Raw genomic sequence first — 20,667 nt, forward strand, 5'->3', positions numbered from 1 at the left:
CAACATGTCTGAACAAAACGCACAGGGCGCTGACGAGGTAGTCGATCTTAACAATGAAATGAAGGCACGTCGCGAGAAGCTGGCTGCACTGCGTGAGCAGGGTATCCCGTTCCCGAACGATTTCCGTCGTGACCGTACCTCAGACCAACTGCACGCAGAGTTTGACGCGAAAGAAGCTGAAGAACTGGAAGCGCTGAATATTGAAGTGTCCGTCGCGGGCCGTATGATGACTCGCCGTATTATGGGTAAAGCCTCTTTTGTTACCCTGCAAGACGTAGGCGGCCGCATTCAGCTGTATGTGGCGCGCGATGATCTGCCGGAAGGCGTTTACAACGAGCAGTTCAAGAAGTGGGATCTTGGCGATATCCTCGGCGCGAAAGGTAAGCTGTTCAAAACCAAAACCGGCGAGCTGTCTATCCACTGCACCGAACTGCGCCTGCTGACGAAAGCGCTGCGTCCGTTGCCGGATAAATTCCACGGCCTGCAGGACCAGGAAGCGCGCTATCGCCAGCGTTATCTGGATCTCATCTCTAACGATGAATCCCGTAACACCTTCAAAACCCGTTCGAAGATCCTGGCCGGTATTCGCCAGTTTATGGTTGCTCGCGGCTTTATGGAAGTCGAAACGCCGATGATGCAGGTGATCCCAGGCGGCGCGTCTGCCCGTCCGTTTATCACCCATCACAACGCGCTGGATCTGGACATGTACCTGCGTATCGCGCCGGAACTGTACCTCAAGCGTCTGGTGGTTGGCGGCTTCGAACGCGTATTCGAAATTAACCGTAACTTCCGTAACGAAGGCATCTCCGTGCGCCATAATCCTGAGTTCACCATGATGGAACTCTATATGGCGTATGCGGACTACAAAGACCTGATCGAGCTGACGGAGTCTCTGTTCCGTACGCTGGCGCAGGATGTTCTGGGCACCACCCAGGTTCCGTACGGTGATGAAGTGTTTGACTTCGGTAAGCCGTTCGAAAAACTGACCATGCGTGAAGCGATCAAGAAATATCGCCCGGAAACGGATATGGCTGATCTGGACAACTTCGATTCCGCGAAGGCGATTGCTGAAAGCATCGGCATTCACGTCGAGAAAAGCTGGGGTCTGGGCCGTATTGTCACCGAGATCTTTGACGAAGTCGCTGAAGCGCATCTGATTCAGCCGACCTTCATCACCGAATATCCGGCTGAAGTGTCTCCGCTGGCGCGTCGTAATGATGTGAACCCGGAAATCACTGACCGCTTCGAGTTCTTTATCGGCGGTCGTGAAATCGGTAATGGCTTTAGCGAGTTGAACGATGCGGAAGACCAGGCGCAGCGTTTCCTGGATCAGGTTAATGCAAAAGCGGCGGGCGACGACGAAGCCATGTTCTACGACGAAGACTACGTGACGGCGCTGGAACACGGTTTACCGCCGACAGCGGGTCTGGGAATTGGTATCGACCGTATGGTGATGCTGTTTACTAACAGCCACACGATCCGCGACGTTATTCTGTTCCCGGCGATGCGTCCGGTGAAATAAGATGTAAATTGCCGGATGGGGCATTAGCCGCCATCCGGCATCTCTTCGTTCAGGCGTAGCGCCATCAGGCAATCTTTAACGCTGGCAGTAATCGAGCAGTCGTTCACGCGCTTGTTCGTCTGACGCTTGCATGACCATCCACGGGCTAAATGCCCACGGCGTAGCGAGAAGTTCCATACGCTTTTAAATTCGCTCCACTGATAGTCCATCACCTCTTCGCTGTTAACCTGTAACACACTGGTTGCCCGCGCGGCAAATACCGGACAGACTTCATTTTCCACAATACCGTTTGGATCTGTCGCCCGATAGCTGAAGTGCGGATAGACGGAGGTGAGATCGGTAATTTCCACGCCGAGTTCGAACCGACAACGGCGGATGATCGCCTCTTCGGTGGTTTCGCCTTGTTGCGGATGACCGCAAACCGAATTCGTCCACACGCCTGGCCAGGCTTTCTTGCTCAGCGACCGTCGTGTTACCAGCAACTGGCCATCTTCATTAAATAGCCAGCAGGAGAAAGCCAGATGCAAAGGCGTATTAAGCGTATGAGCCGCATACTTTTCCAGTGTGCCGGAAGGCTTATCCTGCTCATCCAATAAAACGACATGTTCCTCAGTCATGAAAGCTCCTGAAAATTAAAATGACCCGGCAGCATGGCCAGGCCATATACTCAGACGATCAGCGTAGCGCATAACAGAAAGAAAGGCATTACCAAAACAGGCCCTGACAGAACGCAGACGAGCGCCATTGTGCCGTGAGTCGATATTATGCTGGCATATCGGATATTCGCGGCATCATCATCCACACGGACCCTTTCCGGCGTCAATGGATTGGGCATACGGCATTTGGCTGCTATCATAAGGCGTCTGTCAATAGAGTGAGGAATGGTTTTGAGCGCAGGACGCCTGAACAAAAATAGCCTGGGTATTGCGGTGCTGTTATGCACAGGGCTGCTGCTGGCAGGGTGTTCCAGTAATTCCGGCTCAGGAACGTATTCCGGCTCCGTCTATACCGTTAAGCGCGGCGATACGTTGTATCGTATATCGCGCGCTACGGGAACCAGCGTGAAAGAACTGGCCCGACTGAATGGCATTTCTCCGCCTTATACTATTGAGGTGGGGCAGCGAATTAAAGTGCGCGGCAGCGCAAAGAGTAGCAGTTCAGCACGCAAAACCAGCAATAAAACAGCAACAAAAACTGCTGCGGTCAGACCGTCATCTTCGGTGCCAAAATCCTCCTGGCCGCCGGTGGGGCAGCGTTGTTGGGTATGGCCTGCTAACGGTAAAGTGATTTTACCTTATTCCACCGCGGAGGGCGGAAATAAGGGGATCGATATTGCGGGCGCGCGCGGAACGCCTGTTTATGCGGCGGGAGCGGGTAAAGTTGTCTATGTCGGGAACCAGCTGCGCGGTTACGGCAATCTCATCATGATTAAGCACAATGAAGATTACATTACGGCTTACGCTCATAATGACACCATGCTGGTTAATAATGGGCAAAGCGTTAAAGCGGGGCAAAAAATCGCTACGATGGGCAGCACGGATGCCGCATCCGTAAGACTACACTTCCAGATTCGCTACCGGGCGACGGCCATCGATCCGCTGCGTTATCTGCCGCCGCAGGGGAGTAAACCGAAGTGCTGACGGCGAATTAATCGCCAGTCAGCCAGTAAGTCTCTTGCCAACCAGAGCGTAAGGTTTATAATGCCTTACGCATCTCAAAGCGGGCGTAGTTCAATGGTAGAACGAGAGCTTCCCAAGCTCTATACGAGGGTTCGATTCCCTTCGCCCGCTCCAGACAAATATCTTCTAGTATTTACTAAATCCACGAATTTACAGCAATTTTCCGTGTCGGCCCCACAGTACACAGGGTTTCAATACCTATGTCGGACGGCTATTATCAGCTGGCGACTCCGGTAATGACTTTATCATTCAGCCCGCAGCACAACGATGCCCGGTCTGGAATGCATGTATTCCATAAACGGTGTGTCCACCACTTTTCTGTTTGCGGCCAATGAGGAGGCGTTCCTGAACCACACCTGTTCATCATGGCGAACTACGATACCCACATGTGAAACGTCCAGCCCGTCAAGCGGGGAGTAGACACCGATATAATCCCCGTTTTTTAGGTGGTTCATGACCTGCTGGTTGATGGCTCTTCCGGGAATGTAATTTATTTTACGAGGATGGATGCCCAGACCAGGAATGTACTCGCCGCCATCAGGTTTATGGTTAAGCTGCTTGTCAACAACGACATAATCAGGGCTGATATCCGGCGTTACATCCCGTGCATTACGCGGTGCTGCGGCGAACCAGTCAGAGAAGAAGTGCCGGCGGCTGAGATAAGCAACTTTGCCCGCGGCGTAGCGAGTCCTGGCAAGATTATGCAGAAACGATTTCTGATTATCGCTGCGGGCCAGGGCCTCAACGTAATCAGCCAGGGTAAAGCAGTCCACGCCGTTGAAATTCGCTACAAGGACTTCGGGGGTTCCGGGCCCACCGATGAGCGTATTTGCCTGATAAGGTGTTCCGAGAAAAGCAGACGATACGCGGCTGATAACTTCTCCATGGTTTTCGCCTTTATAAGGAATGACATCCGACTGGATAATCCGGCTTACTTTTTCTGCCGTAACGCTGTCCATGCTGGTCTGATATTTTTCTGTGCCAGGGACGGTACAGGCCGTCAGATGCGCCGACATAAGCAAAATTGTCCATGTATTTACCTTCATTATCATCTCCGGAAAGGTTCAAATCCCTTTTTTACCTTTACCGGAAATGGTTGTGATGGATACAGAAAAACGCCAGAGGTTGATTACAGGTTGAGTAATATGAACGCTGATGATGATAAATGTGAAGATCATCATACGACTTTATTCGCAGTTGTTTTTTGCCTGATCGTCAAAGCCAACATGCCCCTTCAGGCTGGCGATACATACCGGTCAAATCCGTGCCGAACTGGCCCGCAAGGGAACACCTGTCGGGCCTTATGACCAGATGATTGCTGGCCATGCCCGTAGCCGCGGACTGGTCGTCGTTACAAACAATCTCCGCGAGTTTGAACGCATTCCGGGTATCCGAATCGAAGACTGGTGCTAATTTCTGCATCAGATGTTATCCCCGGATTCAAACTCTTTTCCGGATTTAGTGGCACAGTCAATTTGGTTACCTGCTTAATGGTAGTTTGCATCACATTTTTAGCTGACGGTATTTTTTTATGTTGACTGGAGATATCTGCCAACAGCATAACCTTTACGGCCAGATAATAAATAAAAGAGTACCAAAATGTCGTATTCTGACATGTTTACGAAGGGAGTACCGCTCCCTTCTTTTTTTGTTTCCTGGATACTCACTGAACAATGCCGTTACTGCCCGATAACTGCCGCCCCCCCTCACCATAGCCGTTTCCTGCAACTTAAATCACAGACGTTGATTTACCAGGCCGATATGGCTTCTTTCCCGTTATATACCCTTCATACTTCAAGTTGCTTATGTGTTGGCTACGGATTACTCGGTCCATCCATGGGCCTCGCCCTGACGGGCCGTCGCACGCGACGTTAAAATCTGCTCCCGGCAGATTTGTCGCTCACCGCCAGTCACATCGTTATCTATGCCCCTGGGGAATCACTTCCTTGCCGCCTTTAAGCAACTCGAATTATTTTGGGTATATATCAGTGAACTTCTATTTTTGTCAGTTTTTATTTTTCAGTTTATTTATTATTAAATACTGTTTCTGGCCTGGATATATTTTCGTGAATAGCCTCCCGACAGCCGCAGACAAAGGTATTTGCTGGCGTAACAGCGCTCATAATTTAAAAGATTTATTTATAGTTTGTTATCACGGAAAGATTTTAACTTAATACATGCCAGTAAGGCATCAGGTAAAAATAACCGGAGAGAAGAAGATGAACAAAATGCTATTAGCCGGAAGTGCCGGTATTGTTCTGCTGTCTGCTGCAGCCAGTCCGGTATGGGCAGACGATAATGCCAGTACATTTTCGCTTGGATACGCCCAGTCCCATACTAATCACGCCGGGACGTTGCGTGGGGTTCGGCTGGCAAACAACTATGAAATGTCACCGGACTGGGGGCTGACAACCTCATTTGCCTGGCTAAATGGAAGCCAGCGCTATTCCGATGAAAGCAGTAATGGTCGTGTAACAACTCGTTATTACTCCCTGCTTGCAGGCCCCTCATGGAAAATAAATAACCAGTTAAGTCTGTATAGTCAAGTGGGCCCCGTATTATTGCATCAGCGTGATCACGGAATAAATGAGTCTGACAGTAAGGTCGGATATGGTTATTCTGCAGGCGTGGCTTATACCCCGGTCAGTAATGTCGCTATAAATCTGGGTTATGAGGGTGCGGATTTTGATGCTACCCATAACAGCGGAAGCCTTAATAGCAACGGCTTTAATCTTGGCGTGGGTTACCGGTTCTGAATAGGATAACCCGATAAAAAATGTTACTTTGTGGAGATGATGGATTATGAAAAGCCATATTATACCGGGCGTTGCGCTGATGGTTATCCTGTTTTCAGGAAATATTATGGCCGCAACAAACATGACTGATAACGTTACTCTGAATAATGACAAGATATCCGGACAGGCCTGGCAGGCCATGCGTGATATCGGAATGTCGCGATTCGAGTTGTTTAATGGTCGAACCCAAAAGGCGGAACAACTGGCTGCGCAAGCAGAAAAACTCCTGAACGATGACAGCACTGACTGGAATCTGTATGTCAAATCAGATAAAAAAGCCCCAGTTGAAGGAGACCGCTATATTCGGATAAATTCATCGATTACGGTAGCAGAAGATTATCTCCCTGCGGGGCAGAAAAATGATGCTATTAATAAAGCAAACCAGAAAATGAAAGAAGGAGATAAAAAAGGGACTATAGAGGCCCTGAAACTAGCAGGCGTCAGTATGATTGAAAATCAGGAACTCATTCCTCTTCAGCAAACCCGTAAGGATGTGACCACAGCGCTTTCCTTGATGAGCGAAGGAAAATACTATCAGGCAGGTCTGATACTGAAATCAGCTCAGGATGGCATAATTGTGGATTCTCAGTCAGTTCAGGAATTACCCACGGCCCCCGTGCAGCACGATTCCGCGCATTAATATCCCCAGCCTGCTGTAGATATTACAGCAGGCAGCATTATGTCTGACAGCTATTACCAGTTTGTTCTTTGCTGTCGGCATTGTTTTTAAATTTCATCCGTGAAGTTCAGTAATGTCAGGGTACCTGCATTTATATCTATTGTGATGCTCATCACAAATACAGAACAATATCATTTCATTTATTATTTTTTATCCCTTCCACTTATGATGGTTCATAATGATTTATTAAGTTAATGTTTTGAAATTAAATGCCTTCACTTGCGTTATGTCTGGTTTTTTATGCTGCCAGCAATTTCATTGTTATATATGATTAGTATTATGTTTTGTAAATATCCAGTGTGATGGAAAAGCAAAACATACATTCCTGATAATATATTACAAAATATTTCATGTCCACTGCGAATATCTGTCTGTTAGGTATTCACCCGCTTATAATTACATTAAAAAGTATTTCTTTGATGATTATTCTTAAATTACGATCATAATCATCGATCGTATCGATCTATTTTTATTGTTTTAATTTGAATAAGAATTTTCTTACAACTGATTAGGCATTAGCTGAAATCAATATTTTTCGATGGAAAGTTCAGGTGCTTCGTTTAACACCCGGCGTTTATTATTCATACGAATCTTTTCTGAACGCTTTCATTAATACCCTCAGATTTGTTTTCAGCCTTTGCAAAATAATTCTCATTCACCCAAAGGACATATTATCTATGCGTAATAAAATAATACTTGCCATGGCGGCTGCCGGTATGATGTATGGCGCTTCTGTATATGCAGTCGATCCACCAACAGCAGGCCCGTTCGGCTCAGGTAAAATTACCTTTACTGGCACCATCACCAACTCCCCCTGTGATATCGCACCGGGCGACGATGCGATCACCGTTCCGTTTGGACAGATTTCTTACCGTAAACTGAATACCGCCGACGCAACCACGGACTCAAAACCGTTCACCATTCATCTGCAGAACTGTGCTTTCGATCCGAATGTCCCGGACACAGCTGGCTCCGCAGGGAAAATGTCCAAAGTGACCGTCTCTTTCTCTGGCGGAGCCAATGTCGCGAAAAAGGCTTACACCACCAGCGGCAGCGCACAGCATGTTGGTGTCCAGCTACTGAAGAGTGACAACACCGCAATTATCGAGCCCAACACCCAGATGCCGGAGGGCGACGCTCAGCAACTGCAGGCCGGAAACAACGAACTCAACTTCTATGCCCGGCTAATAGCACTGGATGATGGCGTCACGCCCGGTGACTTCACCGCATCTGTCACCTACACCCTGAAATACCTGTGATTTTACGCGGTAAATAACGACAGGGAGAAGCCGTCCACGGAGGGGTTCGGACGGCTTTTATATCTGACCATGCCTGCGGGCTGTCTGTTACACGGACGACAACACGAAAGCGCCATGCCATGAAAATTACCCGGCTTGCCATTCTGATTACCCTGACATTTTCCGTCCTGAAGTCGCAGGCCACGGAGTTCAATGCCAGCCTGCTGGACAGCGGGAACCTGTCTAACGTGGACCTCACGGCCTTCAGCCGCGAGGGGTATGTGGCGCCCGGTAACTATATTCTCGATATCTGGCTCAATGACCAGCCGGTACGGGAACAGTATCCGGTCAGAGTTGTACCGGTTGCCGGACGCGACGCGGCCGTCATCTGTGTGACAACAGACATGGTGGCCATGCTGGGTCTTAAGGATAAGATTATTCATGGCCTGAAACCCGTTACCGGTATCCCGGACGGGCAATGCCTTGAGCTGCGCTCCGCTGACAGTCAGGTACGGTACAGCGCTGAAAATCAGCGTCTGACCTTCATTATCCCCCAGGCCTGGATGCGTTATCAGGACCCGGACTGGGTGCCGCCTTCACGCTGGAGCGACGGCGTCACCGCCGGCCTGCTCGATTACAGCCTGATGGCCAACCGCTATATGCCGCAGCAGGGGGAGACCTCTACCAGCTACAGCCTCTACGGCACCGCCGGGTTTAATCTCGGCGCCTGGCGGTTGCGGAGCGATTATCAGTACAGCCGTTTTGACAGTGGGCGGGGCGCATCACAGTCCGATTTTTATCTACCGCAGACGTATCTGTTCCGTGCCCTGCCAGCACTGCGCTCAAAACTGACGCTCGGACAGACGTACCTCAGCTCCGCTATTTTTGATTCCTTCCGCTTTGCCGGGCTCACTTTGGCCAGCGATGAGCGCATGCTACCGCCCTCTCTTCAGGGGTATGCCCCGAAAATCAGCGGCATTGCGAACAGTAATGCACAGGTTACCGTCAGCCAGAATGGCCGCATTCTGTACCAGACCCGAGTGTCACCGGGGCCTTTTGAGCTTCCCGACCTGAGCCAGAATATCAGCGGCAACCTGGATGTCAGCGTCCGGGAAAGCGACGGCAGCGTCCGGACCTGGCAGGTCAACACGGCCAGCGTCCCCTTTATGGCACGCCAGGGACAGGTTCGCTATAAGGTGGCCGCCGGACGTCCGCTGTACGGCGGAACGCATAACAACAGCACGGTCAGCCCTGACTTTCTGCTCGGGGAGGCCACCTGGGGAGCATTTAACAACACGTCGCTGTATGGCGGCCTCATTGCTTCCACCGGCGACTACCAGTCCGCGGCGCTCGGGATCGGCCAGAATATGGGGCTGCTGGGCGCTCTGTCTGCGGACGTCACCCGCTCAGATGCGCGGTTGCCGCATGGGCAGAAGCAGTCCGGTTACAGCTACCGTATCAACTATGCCAAAACGTTTGATAAAACCGGCAGTACCCTGGCGTTCGTCGGATACCGCTTCTCGGACCGCCATTTTCTGTCCATGCCGGAGTACCTGCAGCGTCGGGCCACCGACGGCGGCGATGCATGGCATGAAAAACAGAGCTACACCGTGACTTATAGCCAGTCCGTTCCGGTACTCAACATGAGCGCGGCCCTCTCGGTAAGCCGGCTCAATTACTGGAATGCGCAGTCCAACAATAACTACATGCTCAGCTTCAATAAAGTGTTCAGTCTCGGCGAGCTTCAGGGGCTCTCGGCCTCGGTGTCGTTTGCCCGTAACCAGTACACCGGCGGGGGGAGCCAGAACCAGGTCTACGCCACCATCAGTATCCCGTGGGGAGACAGCCGCCAGGTGAGTTACAGCGTACAGAAAGATAACCGGGGCGGCCTGCAGCAGACCGTGAATTACAGCGATTTCCATAACCCGGACACCACATGGAACATCAGCGCCGGTCATAACCGCTATGACACCGGCAGTAACAGCAGCTTCAGCGGCAGCGTGCAGAGCCGTCTGCCGTGGGGCCAGGCGGCAGCGGACGCCACCCTGCAGCCCGGACAGTACCGCAGCCTGGGCCTGAGCTGGTACGGCTCGGTGACCGCCACCGCCCACGGCGCCGCCTTCAGCCAGTCGATGGCCGGGAATGAGCCTCGCATGATGATAGATACCGGAGACGTGGCCGGTGTGCCGGTGAACGGCAACAGCGGGGTGACCAACCGCTTCGGGGTGGGCGTGGTGAGCGCCGGCAGCAGCTATCGCCGCAGCGATATTTCGGTTGATGTGGCCGCCCTGCCGGAGGACGTGGACGTCAGCAGCTCCGTCATCAGCCAGGTGCTGACGGAGGGCGCGGTGGGCTACCGGAAGATTGACGCCAGCCAGGGGGAGCAGGTGCTCGGTCATATCCGACTGGCTGATGGCGCCAGTCCACCGTTTGGCGCTCTGGTAGTGTCCGGGAAAAGCGGCAGAACCGCGGGGATGGTCGGAGATGACGGTCTGGCCTACCTGACAGGCCTCAGCGGGGAAGACCGCCGGACCCTGAATGTGTCCTGGGATGGCCGGGTGCAGTGCAGACTCACCCTGCCGGAAACGGTGACACTCAGCCGGGGGCCGCTGTTACTGCCCTGCAGATAAAAATATCCCTGTCACAGAGCAGGACTAAAGGAGAAAACAGGTGAAAAACAGCAGAAGAAGCCGTGTGATTTTACTCGCGCTGGCGGCAGCATGGAGCCAGTGCAGCCCGGCGGCCGTCAATGTCGACCGGACCCGTATTATCATGGATGCGCCGCAGAAAACGGTGGCCATCACGCTGAATAACGATGACAAAACCACGCCGTTTCTGGCGCAGTCCTGGGTGACGGACGCTGACGGGGTGAGAACCGATGCGCTGATGGCGCTGCCGCCGCTGCAGCGTATTGATGCCGGACAGAAATCCCAGGTCCGCATTACCCAGGTTCGTGGGCTGACAGATAAGCTCCCTCAGGACAGAGAAACACTGTTCTGGTTTAACGTGCGGGGCGTTCCCCCGAAGCCGGAAGACGACAACGTCCTGCAGCTGGCCATGCAGAGCCAGCTGAAACTGTTTTACCGTCCGAAAGCCATTATCAGAAGCAGCAATGACCAGCCGGAAAGAAAGCTGACCGCTGAGCGGAATGCGGGACACCTGACCCTCAGAAACCCGACGCCGTACTACATCACTGTGGCGTGGCTGGGAGCAGACCGTAGCCACAGGCTCAGCGGTTTCCGCGAGGGCGTGATGGTGCCGCCCCTGGGGAGCCTGCCTTTAAAGGCTGTTCTGCCGGCAGAAACCCGGACGCTGTGGGTGGGGTATATTGATGATTACGGTGGACTGCAGATGAACCGCTACGCCTGCGATGCCCTGAACTGCGCGTTTAAGGACGCAGGGGCAACATCATGACAGGACGATTATTCAATATGAAATCACTGATACTGTCAGGTGTGTTTCTTTTCTTTGCTGTCTGTGATTCTGCGAGGGCAAATATCGAATGGTCATATTGTGACGCGAATGGACATGTCGGCATTCAGAATATTAATCTGAAGGGTGGAACATTCTTCACTGGTCAGGAGCTGCAGAGCGTTACCGTTCCCATTAGTTATACCTGTTATACAAAATGGAAAAGTTACGGACCCTCTTACTACACAACTCTTAATCTTTACAATATGGGGGAGGTAGTAACTGCACTAAGAAAAAGCGGTCTCGGCATGGATATCACTGTTCAGGAAGGGACGTCGGCTTCCGTAACATTTACATGGAAAGAGATACAGGCAGGATTTTCTGGCTGGAGCAGCTCAAAAGTATTCGGGCAATATATGGACCCGGAGAAAACATATAACCGGAGCGGAACGCTGACGTTTCGTATATTTGTGTATCAGGCGTTTAAGAATAACTTTTTGAACATAACTATACCATCAAGCACGATTAACATATTACCCTATGACCCAAATGGTGTAAGCCCCCCATCTGTTTCATTCAGACCTTTAACTGTTTCTGCGTTTAATCTCAGGTTTATTCCTGACAACTCAGGCAAGGTTATTATCTCTCCTTCTAATACTATCAATATGGGGCGTTTTTATACGGAATATAAGGAAACCCTGGTGCCCAGGGAAGTACCTTTCACCGTTACAGCACAACAGAATGTCGGAACGCAGATCCCGTTCGTCGCCCCACTGGCTATAGAGTTCAGGACCAACGGTCTGACACTGGCAGATGCTGACAGCACCGTGATTCTTAAGAATAATAAACAAGAAAACAATGGTTTCAGACTGTCGGTAATGGATGTGGATAATAACACACCAGTTAAATTTAATGTGAAAACAGATATGGGATCTATCCATCTTGATAACGGTGCCGGTGGCAGAATTATAAAACAGTATAAAGCAAAGGTTGAAGCTATACCCGGTGCGGTAATTAAAACAGGTGCTTTTTCAGCCGCAATGACAGTGATTGTTACTTACAATTAGCAGGATTAAATACCATTTCCTGATAGTTAATTAAAAAATAGCTATAAATTTATCTTTATGATTATTTTTTTCTTCTCGGTCTTTTTCACTAAAAAAACGGAGAGTTTGCATGTCTTCTGATAAATCAAAAGGGAAGATAGTTTTTTCAGGTAACGATATTCATTATCCCGGACAGACCAACCATGATGCCTGTTTTATTCCGGTAAGTGTCCGCCAGTATGCCGGCGAGCCCCTGTATATCATCGTGGCACACTGGTGCCTGTTGCAGCAGAACTGGGTTCAGCGTAACCAGATAGCAGAGGCGTTTCACATCACGGCCAGACGGGCCAGCTACCTGATTGCCTATCTGCGAAGCAAAACATCGCGGGTGGTCAGCATCTGCCGTCACCAGACCCTGCCCAATAAAGCACGACGCTATGAGATTTATGTTATCCGGGTTCTTGACAGTTCCACCCCGTCCACGCGCCGTGAAAAAGCCGGACCGCCGCCGGTATCAAAACGCCGGGTCGGTAATGGTGACAGGTCGATGGCAAATGAACTGTGGAACCGGCTGTGCAGTAACAGAAATGCGGGAAAGATCCTGAAAAAGAAGGAGGATGAGGATGACGGAACATAACCGGATACCGGCCCGGCAGATTATCGTTTACGGTGACTGCTGGCCGGTGACGATCGCCGTGGCACACCTGGTCCGAAGATTTCTGCCGGGCTGCAACTGTGAAACCGCATACAGGCTGCCTGTTCTGTTGCAGCAATTACGTCGGAAACCGGAGGCCATACTGATACTGTGTCTGCGTCCCCGTGAACATCTCTTTTTGTTCTATTCCCTGAGACAGATACTGCCGGACTACCCGGTTATGATTATCAGCGATGAGCTGTTTTTCAGCGACCGGGTGGTACTGAAGGTATACGGCGGCATCCCGGCGCTGCTGGAGCAGGAACTGGCGGAGATACTTATTCGGTGGCGGCGGGATGAACAGTGGGCCGGGGGCGCACGCCTGCGTAGGACAGGCGAGCTGGACGCCTTTTTGTTATCTCCGGCTCCGGTGACGGGCTTTCTGGAAGTGCCACCGATATTTAACAATCCGAAGCGGTTGATGAACTATATGGACCAGTTGATGCACCGGGAGATACTGGCATGCGGAGTGAGCCTGGCCCAGTTACGCTTGCTTCAGGAAGTTTACCGTGGACGGGGAAGGTTGTCAGCGTTGTGTGGAAGGCTGAATACGCAGGAGAAGCAAATCTGGCAGGACAAATACCGGTTACTGGTGAAGCTGGGAATGCGGAACCGATTACGGGAACTGCTGTTTGGTACCCGGTTTTGTAAATCACTGCAGCGAACTCCGTTTATCGCTCCGCAATAACCCGCCTCCGGCGACCCTATCCAGAAACACTGACACGCCGGCTAAACCCGGTGGCGGTGGGGTATGTTTTGCCTGTGGTGTCGTGAAGTAAAACACAGATCATTATTCAGGCGGGACGCTGAATGTATGGCCTTTCATACCGTTTGATAAGTAAAAACGCTTCTGGAATGAAACCCGACGTGAATGATACGGCCTGAGCAGAAGCGTTACATATTTACTGCATGATCCCGGTATAGCCATGAATTCCCATATACACGCCGACCAGACCAATCAGAATGCTCGAAAAATAGGGCGCCCGCCGGGCAAGCGTCGAAAAACCACTCCAGCGCTTTGCTGCCTGTTGAACGCTTATCGCCGCGCCAACGCCTACCGTCACCAGCGTTAATGCCAGGCCAAGACTAAAGCTCAGTACCATCGTGGCGCCCAGCGTAAACGCTTTAAGCTGGATACAAATCAGTAAAACGGTGATCGCAGCCGGACAGGGGATAAGCCCTCCGGTCAGGCCGAACAGCAGGATCTGTCCATTAGTCACTGTTTGACCATCAAAACGGCGTTGAATATCGGCAGCATGGGCGCGTTCATGGGCATCCTGATACACTTTTGACGTTGCGCCTTCCGGATGTATGTGACCATGATGGTCGTGGTCGTGGTCGTGGTCGTGGTCGTGGTCGTGGTCGTGGTCGTGGTCGTGGTCGTGGTCGTGGTCGTGGTCGTGATGGTGGTTTCCCGCCAGCCACTGCTGCTCGCCTCGCCATGTCCGCCAGAACATCCAGCACGCGGTGCTCAGAATAATGATCGCAGAAATTAACTGCAGCCATGGTTCCACTGATTGTGCGGTGAATGCCCGGCTAAGATACATCCCACCCAGCGCGATTAACCAGACGATCGCGGTATGAGAAAGCGTTGCTGCCAGACCGAGCATGACGGCCTGTTTAACCGTACCTTTAATGGCAATGATAAAAGCCGCCATCATAGTTTTGGAGTGCCCTGGTTCAAGCCCGTGCAAAATACCTAATAAAATGGCGCTGGGAATGAAGAACCAGCCGTTTCCTTGCTGAAGAAGTGTCGAAAATTCACCCATGAGAATGATTCTTAGTTGTTTTATGTAGGCGTCATTCTACTCCCCCCCAGTATGGAATACTACCCCCCAGTAGCATCGTAATGCTATAATTTGTATTCGTTAATGTTAGTGAGGTGTTGCAATGTCACATACCATCCGGGACAAACAAAAGCTTAAAGCCAGAACCAGCAAGATTCAGGGACAGGTGATAGCGCTAAAAAAAATGCTGGATGAACCGCATGAATGCGCGGCCGTGTTACAACAGATCGCGGCGATTCGCGGCGCGGTAAATGGCTTAATGCGTGAGGTGATTAAAGGGCATCTGACCGAGCATATCGTTCATCAGAGTGATGAAGCCAGGCGTGAAGAAGATCTGGACGTAATATTAAAGGTGCTGGATTCTTATATAAAATAGCCGGGAGTTATATCCCGGCTATCTTTTACTTTAGCCGAAAAACATCACCGATACGCAAAGTAAACCGACGACCAACGTAATGAAATTGCCTACTGAACGGTAGGGTTTCAATGCCGGTATCAGGTACGTTGACAACGTGGGCATAATAAACAGAATCATCGCAATGAGCGGGCCGCTAATGGCATAAATCATAGAGATGGCATTCGGGTTAATACAGCAAATAATAAACGTAATCCCGGAAACCAGCATGATAGACAGCGCGCGATTGAACGCCCGGCTTTTTTTCACGCCAACCTGCTGTAGGGTGGTTCTTACCATTTCGGTTGCGCCCTCAATGACGCCGAAATAGGTGCCGAGGAAAGATTTCGACATGGCCACGACGGCAACGATAATACCGGAAATAGAGAGCCAGGCCGGCGCATTGGGCATCATCGAGAGCGCGGAAAGGATGGTAACGCCTTCGTTGCGCGCGTCTTCAATGTATGACGGCGGAATGGAGAGCAGGCAGCTAAAGACAAAGAACAGCACGCTCAGGCAGATAATCAGATAGGCGACCTTCATGATCTTTTTGCATTTATCCATGGCCTGATCGCCAAAATTTTCCCGTCTGTCGATGGCAAACGTCGAAATAATGGGCGTATGGCTAAAAGCAAAAACCATCACCGGAATAGAAATCCATACCTGGTGCAACGTGTGACTATCCAAAGACATCTGCCCGGTCAGTAACGAGGGTTGCCAGCTTCCGGTTAAGTAGAGCGAAAGGAACAAGAAGTAAGCGATAAGTGGAAAGACTAAAAAGCCCATTACGCGAAGAGTGGCATGTCTTCCCATTAAGAAAATCATATTCAGGATAAGTACTACGCCGAAGCTAACTGCCATCCGGATGCGAATATCTATCTGAATATGCTTCGCTAATTGCTCTGTCAGGGAATTGGTAATCGCCACAGCATAAATTAATACCACGACAAAAAACGCAATGAAATAAAGCGTGGTAATAATACTGCCGATTTTCTTGCCGTAATAATGAGTAACGGCGCCAGTAATTCCCTCACCTGCAGAAGTCTTTGAGGAAAGAATAAACTGACACAGCGCCTTATGCGGCCAGTATGTCAGAGGCCAGGCGACCAGCGCGGTAATAAATAGCACGATTGCGCCTGCCGATCCCAACTGGATGGGAAGGAAAAGAGTGCCTGCGCCTACAGCCGTTCCGTATAATGCAAAACTCCAGAGAGTCTCATCTTTTGACCAAATTTTAGACATTATTTGAATTTATCAACTATAAAACACACAAAAAGAAGCGCAATTTACCATAAATAGCGTCAGTTGGGGGCGTTTTAAGCAGATGGATGTCGTGGAGGCGGAGGGCCGGGAGCGTTGCGATCCCGGCAAAAAAGAGCAATATCATGCACTAACGCGCTGTTGGCGGCGGGTCACTATTCGCTGGCGTAAAACATCGTATGCCCAGTTGTACAGCATCGTGTACGGTAAAAAGAACAGGAAGAAACCAATTTCCAGGGTGAATGCTTGTAGCAGGCTGACATTCAGTACCCAGGCGACAATACTCACGCCAATGACAATAAACCCACTTTCAAATCCTAACGCATGGAGTGCGCGCACTTTGGCGGTTCGTCTCACCTGATGCGCAGGCCACAGTCGATCAAACAGAGCGTTATAAATGATATTCCAGATCATGGCCATCGTTGCCAGCAATATCGTCAGGCCGCCCATCTCCAGCACCGAGCGCTGCATTAGCCAGGCGGTCGTTGGCGCCAGTATCGCAGTCGCAATACCTTCAAAACAGACAGCATGGAAAATACGCTCCGGCAGCGAGCGACGTTGTATGGCGTCATGTTGCATAAACGAAAAAACCTTACTCTTAATCAAGCTAAAGAAATTTCCGCTATTTTATCGTTTAATGTGATACCTAAAAGATAACATCCATCGATAAAGTAGATAGGTTATGCGTTACTCACCTGAAGCGTTAATGGCATTTGTTGAGACCGTCTCTTGCGGTTCGTTTTCTGCGGCGGCGCGCCGCCTGCGTAAAAGCCAGTCCACCATTAGTACCGCCATTGCGCATCTGGAGGCGGATCTGGGATTTTCATTATTTGATCGATCATCGCGCCAGCCCGTTCTGACCGAAGAAGGAAAACGGGTGCTTAGCTATGTTCAGGCTATTTTATCGGCGAGCGATCGTCTGGATGAGGTGGCGCTGACGTTATCCGGCGAGACGGAGGCAAGACTCACGTTCGTCCTCTCTGATACCCTGCACCCTGACAGTCTGGAAGAGTTAATGGCGCAGTTTGATCGTCAATTTCCGCATACCGAGTTTGAATGCTTGATCGGAGAAAATGATGATGTCATCGACCTGTTGCAAAAAGGGCGCGCCCAGATAGGCCTGATTGAAGCGCGTGATGACTATCCCACAGACATTGGCGCGACGCGTCTGCCTGTTCAAAGCTGGATGGGGGTTTATGTGGCGACCACGCATCCGTTGGCGTCGCAGACGAACCTGCAATGGGAACAACTGCATACCTGGCGCGAGCTGCGTCTGAATACCTACCTTGAATCTAACGCCAACATTACGCGCGGCCCGGCCTGGTCAGCGCCAAACTATTTATTACTGTTGAGCATGGCGGTTCAGGGATTTGGCTGGTGCGTATTGCCCTGCGCGCTGGTGGAAGAGTTTGCGGCGGAAAAACCGCTGGCGCAGCTGGATGTTCCTGGCTGGCCGAGGGCGATTGCTATTGATTTGCTGTGGAACAAGAAGACGCCGCCCGGAACGGCGGGGAACTGGCTTCGCTACCATTTGCAGCAGAAATAAGCTGCGTCACCGTCAAATCAGCGTCATTTCCTTTGTGATAAAACTCACTTTTTTTAAACAATCAAGATAACTAATTTTAACAATGCTCTACTATGGCGGTGTCATTTTGCGCTGAGGTGGTAATGAAAGAGGTTGTGATAGTGGGGGCTTTACGGACACCCATCGGCTGTTTTCAGGGAACGCTGGCCCGTCATTCCGCCGTCGAGCTGGGGAGTATGGTCGTAAAAGCGTTAATTGAGCGCACCGGCGTGGACGCTAACGCTATCGATGAGGTCATCCTCGGTCAGGTACTGACGGCTGGCGCCGGGCAGAATCCGGCGCGCCAGTCAGCCATCAAAGGAGGGCTGCCGACTACCGTTTCCGCCATTACTATTAATGACGTTTGTGGTTCCGGTTTAAAAGCGTTGCACCTGGCGACGCAGGCTATTCAGTGCGGCGAAGCGGACATTGTTATTGCGGGCGGGCAGGAGAATATGAGCCGTGCGCCGCATGTCCTCAATGACAGCCGTAGCGGCGCGTTGCCTGATGCCGACAATCTGGTGGATAGTCTGGTACATGATGGCTTATGGGATGCCTTCAACGATTATCACATTGGCGTGACGGCAGAAAACCTGGCGCGGGAATATGGCATCAGCCGCGAGTTACAGGATGCTTATGCGCTCAGTTCGCAGCAAAAAGCCAGGGCCGCGATTGATACCGGACGTTTTAAAGATGAGATTGTCCCCATCGTCACGCAACGTAATGGGCAGACCGCAATTGTCGATACGGATGAACAACCGCGGGCCGACGCCAGTGCGGAGGGGTTAGCCCTGCTGCATCCGGCGTTTGATAGCTTAGGTTCGGTGACGGCGGGTAATGCCTCCTCAATCAACGATGGCGCCGCCGCGGTGATGATGATGAGCGAGGCGAAAGCCCAGGCGCTGGGGCTGCCGGTGCTGGCGCGCATCCGCGCGTTTGCCAGCGTCGGCGTCGATCCTGCGCTAATGGGGATTGCGCCGGTATATGCTACCCGGCGCTGTCTGGAGCGTGCCGGCTGGCAACTGGCGGAGGTCGACCTTATCGAAGCCAACGAAGCGTTTGCCGCCCAGGCGTTGTCGGTAGGAAAAATGCTGGAATGGGATGAGCGACGGGTAAACGTTAATGGCGGCGCGATTGCGCTGGGGCATCCCATTGGCGCTTCCGGTTGTCGAATTCTGGTTTCACTGGTGCACGAAATGGTTAAACGCGACGCGCGAAAAGGTCTGGCGACGCTGTGTATCGGTGGCGGCCAGGGCGTTGCTTTAACCATTGAACGCGACTGATCCTGCGCCAGCCATCCTTTTCCTGCTTCAGTATTCCGTTATAAAAAGCCCTCTATCACGAGGGCAAAGCCAGTGACAGAATCCCCTTTTTCGTTATAGCGCAGAACGTCTTGCCGCGTCGGGCATTGCAGACGCATACCGCTTTTAATTCAATTCGCACATCAGACCCCGTTCCAAAACAAGCCCCAATTTTTATCTGAGTAACCGCATACAGCATCTGGCGCACATGTCTGAAAATCAGACAAGTGCGTAAGTTTTAGCGCCGTTCGTGATCGCTACAGCAGTTTTAAAAATAACCAACCATATAAATGAAACGTTGTTTTATTTATTATTGAAAACCTTCATCCAGGCGACTATGATGCCGTTAAATAAATCAAAACAGTGTTTTGATTTTATGCCATTGCGATCGATTTATCATTGGAGGGAAAAGTGGACGTAAGGCAAAGCATCCATAGCGAGCACGCTAAAACGCTGGACACCCAGGCGCTGCGACGCGAGTTTTTAATAGAAAATATTTTTGTCGCTGATGAATATACGATGGTCTACAGCCATATCGACCGTATTATTGTCGGCGGCATTATGCCCGTCAGCCATTCTGTTGAAATCGGCGGAGAGGTGGGTAAACAGCTTGGCGTTTCCCGGTTACTGGACCGCCGCGAGCTGGGCGTCATTAATATTGGCGGCGCGGGCGCCATTATCGTTGACGGGCAGCGCCATGATATTGGTCATCGTGATGCTCTGTATATTGGTAAAGGGGCGAAAGAGCTGGTCTTCGTCAGCAATGAGGCGAGCAGACCGGCGAAGTTTTATTACAACAGCGCGCCAGCGCATACCGCTTATCCGACGAAAAAAGTGTCGCCTGCCGACGTTGCGCCCGTCACCTTAGGCGATAACCTCACCAGTAACCGTCGCACCATCAATAAATACTTCGTACCGGATGTACTGGAAACCTGTCAGCTCAGTATGGGACTCACCGAACTGGCGCCCGGCAATCTATGGAACACCATGCCATGCCATACCCATGAGCGCCGTATGGAAGTGTACCTCTATTTCAATATGGAAGAGGACAGTTGCGTTTTCCATATGATGGGGCAGCCTCAGGAAACCCGTCATATTGTGATGCGTAATGAACAGGCGGTTATTTCCCCAAGCTGGTCAATACATTCTGGCGTTGGCACCAAAGCCTATACGTTTATTTGGGGCATGGTGGGAGAAAATCAGGTCTTCGATGACATGGATCACGTTGCGATACAAGATCTGCGCTAGTCGCGACCGGTGATAACGCCTGTGCGTGACAGGCATGACAAAAATAAGG

At 51.1% G+C, this 20,667-nt stretch carries 18 protein-coding genes, 1 tRNA gene and 2 pseudogenes; 16 read left to right on the forward strand and 5 right to left on the reverse strand.

The features are described from left to right. The first annotated feature begins 4 nt into the window (after positions 1-4). Positions 5-1,522, forward strand: a complete 1,518-nt coding sequence (gene lysS, locus ACLJR2_RS02125; protein WP_000003339.1) for a lysine--tRNA ligase — start codon at positions 5-7, stop codon at positions 1,520-1,522. A 75-nt stretch (positions 1,523-1,597) separates the two neighbouring features. Here the strand turns inward: lysS and idi are convergent. Then, positions 1,598-2,139, reverse strand: a pseudogene (gene idi, locus ACLJR2_RS02130) (isopentenyl-diphosphate Delta-isomerase). Positions 2,140-2,403: 264 nt separating this feature from the next. On the opposite strand from idi, the gene actS reads away from it, so the two are divergent. After that, on the forward strand, positions 2,404-3,162 hold the full coding sequence (gene actS / locus ACLJR2_RS02135) for an amidase activator ActS (RefSeq protein ID WP_000244325.1): 759 nt from the start codon (positions 2,404-2,406) through the stop codon (positions 3,160-3,162). A gap of 79 nt (positions 3,163-3,241) precedes the next feature. Next, a tRNA-Gly gene (locus tag ACLJR2_RS02140) sits at positions 3,242-3,315 on the forward strand. A 131-nt stretch (positions 3,316-3,446) separates the two neighbouring features. Here ACLJR2_RS02140 and ACLJR2_RS02145 read toward each other — a convergent pair. Then, entirely contained in the window at positions 3,447-4,253 is an 807-nt protein-coding gene (locus tag ACLJR2_RS02145) for a DUF1460 domain-containing protein (RefSeq protein WP_077905136.1), read from the reverse strand. Between the two features lie 190 nt (positions 4,254-4,443). Here ACLJR2_RS02145 and vapC point away from each other — a divergent pair. The 9 genes and pseudogenes from vapC to ACLJR2_RS02190 form a co-directional block, all read left to right on the forward strand. After that, positions 4,444-4,614: pseudogene (gene vapC, locus ACLJR2_RS02150) on the forward strand (tRNA(fMet)-specific endonuclease VapC); the annotation flags it as partial. 806 nt (positions 4,615-5,420) lie between these two features. Then, positions 5,421-5,957: an STM3031 family outer membrane protein gene (locus tag ACLJR2_RS02155; protein ID WP_001038499.1), complete on the forward strand. Its 537-nt coding sequence runs from the start codon at positions 5,421-5,423 to the stop codon at positions 5,955-5,957. Between the two features lie 46 nt (positions 5,958-6,003). Continuing rightward, a complete protein-coding gene (locus tag ACLJR2_RS02160; protein ID WP_000835257.1) occupies positions 6,004-6,636 on the forward strand; it encodes a YfdX family protein in 633 nt (210 codons plus the stop codon). Positions 6,637-7,352: 716 nt separating this feature from the next. Then, positions 7,353-7,934 (forward strand): fimbrial protein, encoded by a 582-nt coding sequence (locus ACLJR2_RS02165; RefSeq protein ID WP_001244650.1) that lies wholly within the window; start codon positions 7,353-7,355, stop codon positions 7,932-7,934. 119 nt (positions 7,935-8,053) lie between these two features. Further along, positions 8,054-10,543, forward strand: a complete 2,490-nt coding sequence (gene stdB, locus ACLJR2_RS02170; RefSeq protein WP_001534294.1) for a fimbrial outer membrane usher protein StdB — start codon at positions 8,054-8,056, stop codon at positions 10,541-10,543. Between the two features lie 40 nt (positions 10,544-10,583). Continuing rightward, entirely contained in the window at positions 10,584-11,327 is a 744-nt protein-coding gene (gene stdC / locus ACLJR2_RS02175; RefSeq protein ID WP_000798491.1) for a fimbrial biogenesis chaperone StdC, read from the forward strand. Continuing rightward, the gene (locus ACLJR2_RS02180) at positions 11,324-12,391 is read left to right on the forward strand and encodes a fimbrial protein (protein ID WP_000147762.1); all 1,068 of its coding nucleotides are present in this window, start codon (positions 11,324-11,326) and stop codon (positions 12,389-12,391) included. The genes stdC and ACLJR2_RS02180 overlap by 4 nt, the downstream gene beginning before the upstream one ends. Positions 12,392-12,500: 109 nt before the next feature. Continuing rightward, entirely contained in the window at positions 12,501-13,007 is a 507-nt protein-coding gene (locus ACLJR2_RS02185; RefSeq protein WP_000093335.1) for a CaiF/GrlA family transcriptional regulator, read from the forward strand. Continuing rightward, positions 12,994-13,752 (forward strand): hypothetical protein, encoded by a 759-nt coding sequence (locus ACLJR2_RS02190; protein WP_000134785.1) that lies wholly within the window; start codon positions 12,994-12,996, stop codon positions 13,750-13,752. The genes ACLJR2_RS02185 and ACLJR2_RS02190 overlap by 14 nt, the downstream gene beginning before the upstream one ends. 214 nt (positions 13,753-13,966) lie before the next feature. Here the strand turns inward: ACLJR2_RS02190 and ACLJR2_RS02195 are convergent, their stop codons facing one another. Beyond that, positions 13,967-14,833 (reverse strand): nickel/cobalt efflux protein RcnA, encoded by an 867-nt coding sequence (locus ACLJR2_RS02195; protein ID WP_057515668.1) that lies wholly within the window; start codon positions 14,831-14,833, stop codon positions 13,967-13,969. A gap of 121 nt (positions 14,834-14,954) precedes the next feature. Here ACLJR2_RS02195 and rcnR point away from each other — a divergent pair, with 121 nt between their 5' ends. Next, on the forward strand, positions 14,955-15,227 hold the full coding sequence (gene rcnR, locus ACLJR2_RS02200; RefSeq protein ID WP_000019953.1) for a Ni(II)/Co(II)-binding transcriptional repressor RcnR: 273 nt from the start codon (positions 14,955-14,957) through the stop codon (positions 15,225-15,227). Between the two features lie 30 nt (positions 15,228-15,257). Here rcnR and ACLJR2_RS02205 read toward each other — a convergent pair whose 3' ends face one another. Both ACLJR2_RS02205 and ACLJR2_RS02210 read right to left on the reverse strand, forming a co-directional pair. After that, positions 15,258-16,487: an amino acid permease gene (locus ACLJR2_RS02205; protein ID WP_000036837.1), complete on the reverse strand. Its 1,230-nt coding sequence runs from the start codon at positions 16,485-16,487 to the stop codon at positions 15,258-15,260. 141 nt (positions 16,488-16,628) lie between these two features. Continuing rightward, entirely contained in the window at positions 16,629-17,084 is a 456-nt protein-coding gene (locus ACLJR2_RS02210) for a multidrug/biocide efflux PACE transporter (protein ID WP_001534297.1), read from the reverse strand. Positions 17,085-17,187: 103 nt separating this feature from the next. Between ACLJR2_RS02210 and ACLJR2_RS02215 the strand changes: the two genes are divergently transcribed. From ACLJR2_RS02215 to kduI, 3 genes are all read left to right on the forward strand, one after another. After that, a complete protein-coding gene (locus ACLJR2_RS02215) occupies positions 17,188-18,051 on the forward strand; it encodes a LysR family transcriptional regulator (protein ID WP_001270773.1) in 864 nt (287 codons plus the stop codon). 122 nt (positions 18,052-18,173) lie between these two features. Continuing rightward, positions 18,174-19,352, forward strand: a complete 1,179-nt coding sequence (locus tag ACLJR2_RS02220; RefSeq protein ID WP_001534267.1) for an acetyl-CoA C-acetyltransferase — start codon at positions 18,174-18,176, stop codon at positions 19,350-19,352. 429 nt (positions 19,353-19,781) lie between these two features. After that, positions 19,782-20,618, forward strand: a complete 837-nt coding sequence (kduI, locus tag ACLJR2_RS02225; protein WP_000383276.1) for a 5-dehydro-4-deoxy-D-glucuronate isomerase — start codon at positions 19,782-19,784, stop codon at positions 20,616-20,618. Positions 20,619-20,667: the final 49 nt, after the last annotated feature.

Origin of the sequence: Salmonella sp. SAL03688 (genome assembly GCF_046551895.1) — a bacterium.
GTDB classification, from domain to species: Bacteria; Pseudomonadota; Gammaproteobacteria; order Enterobacterales; family Enterobacteriaceae; genus Salmonella; species Salmonella enterica.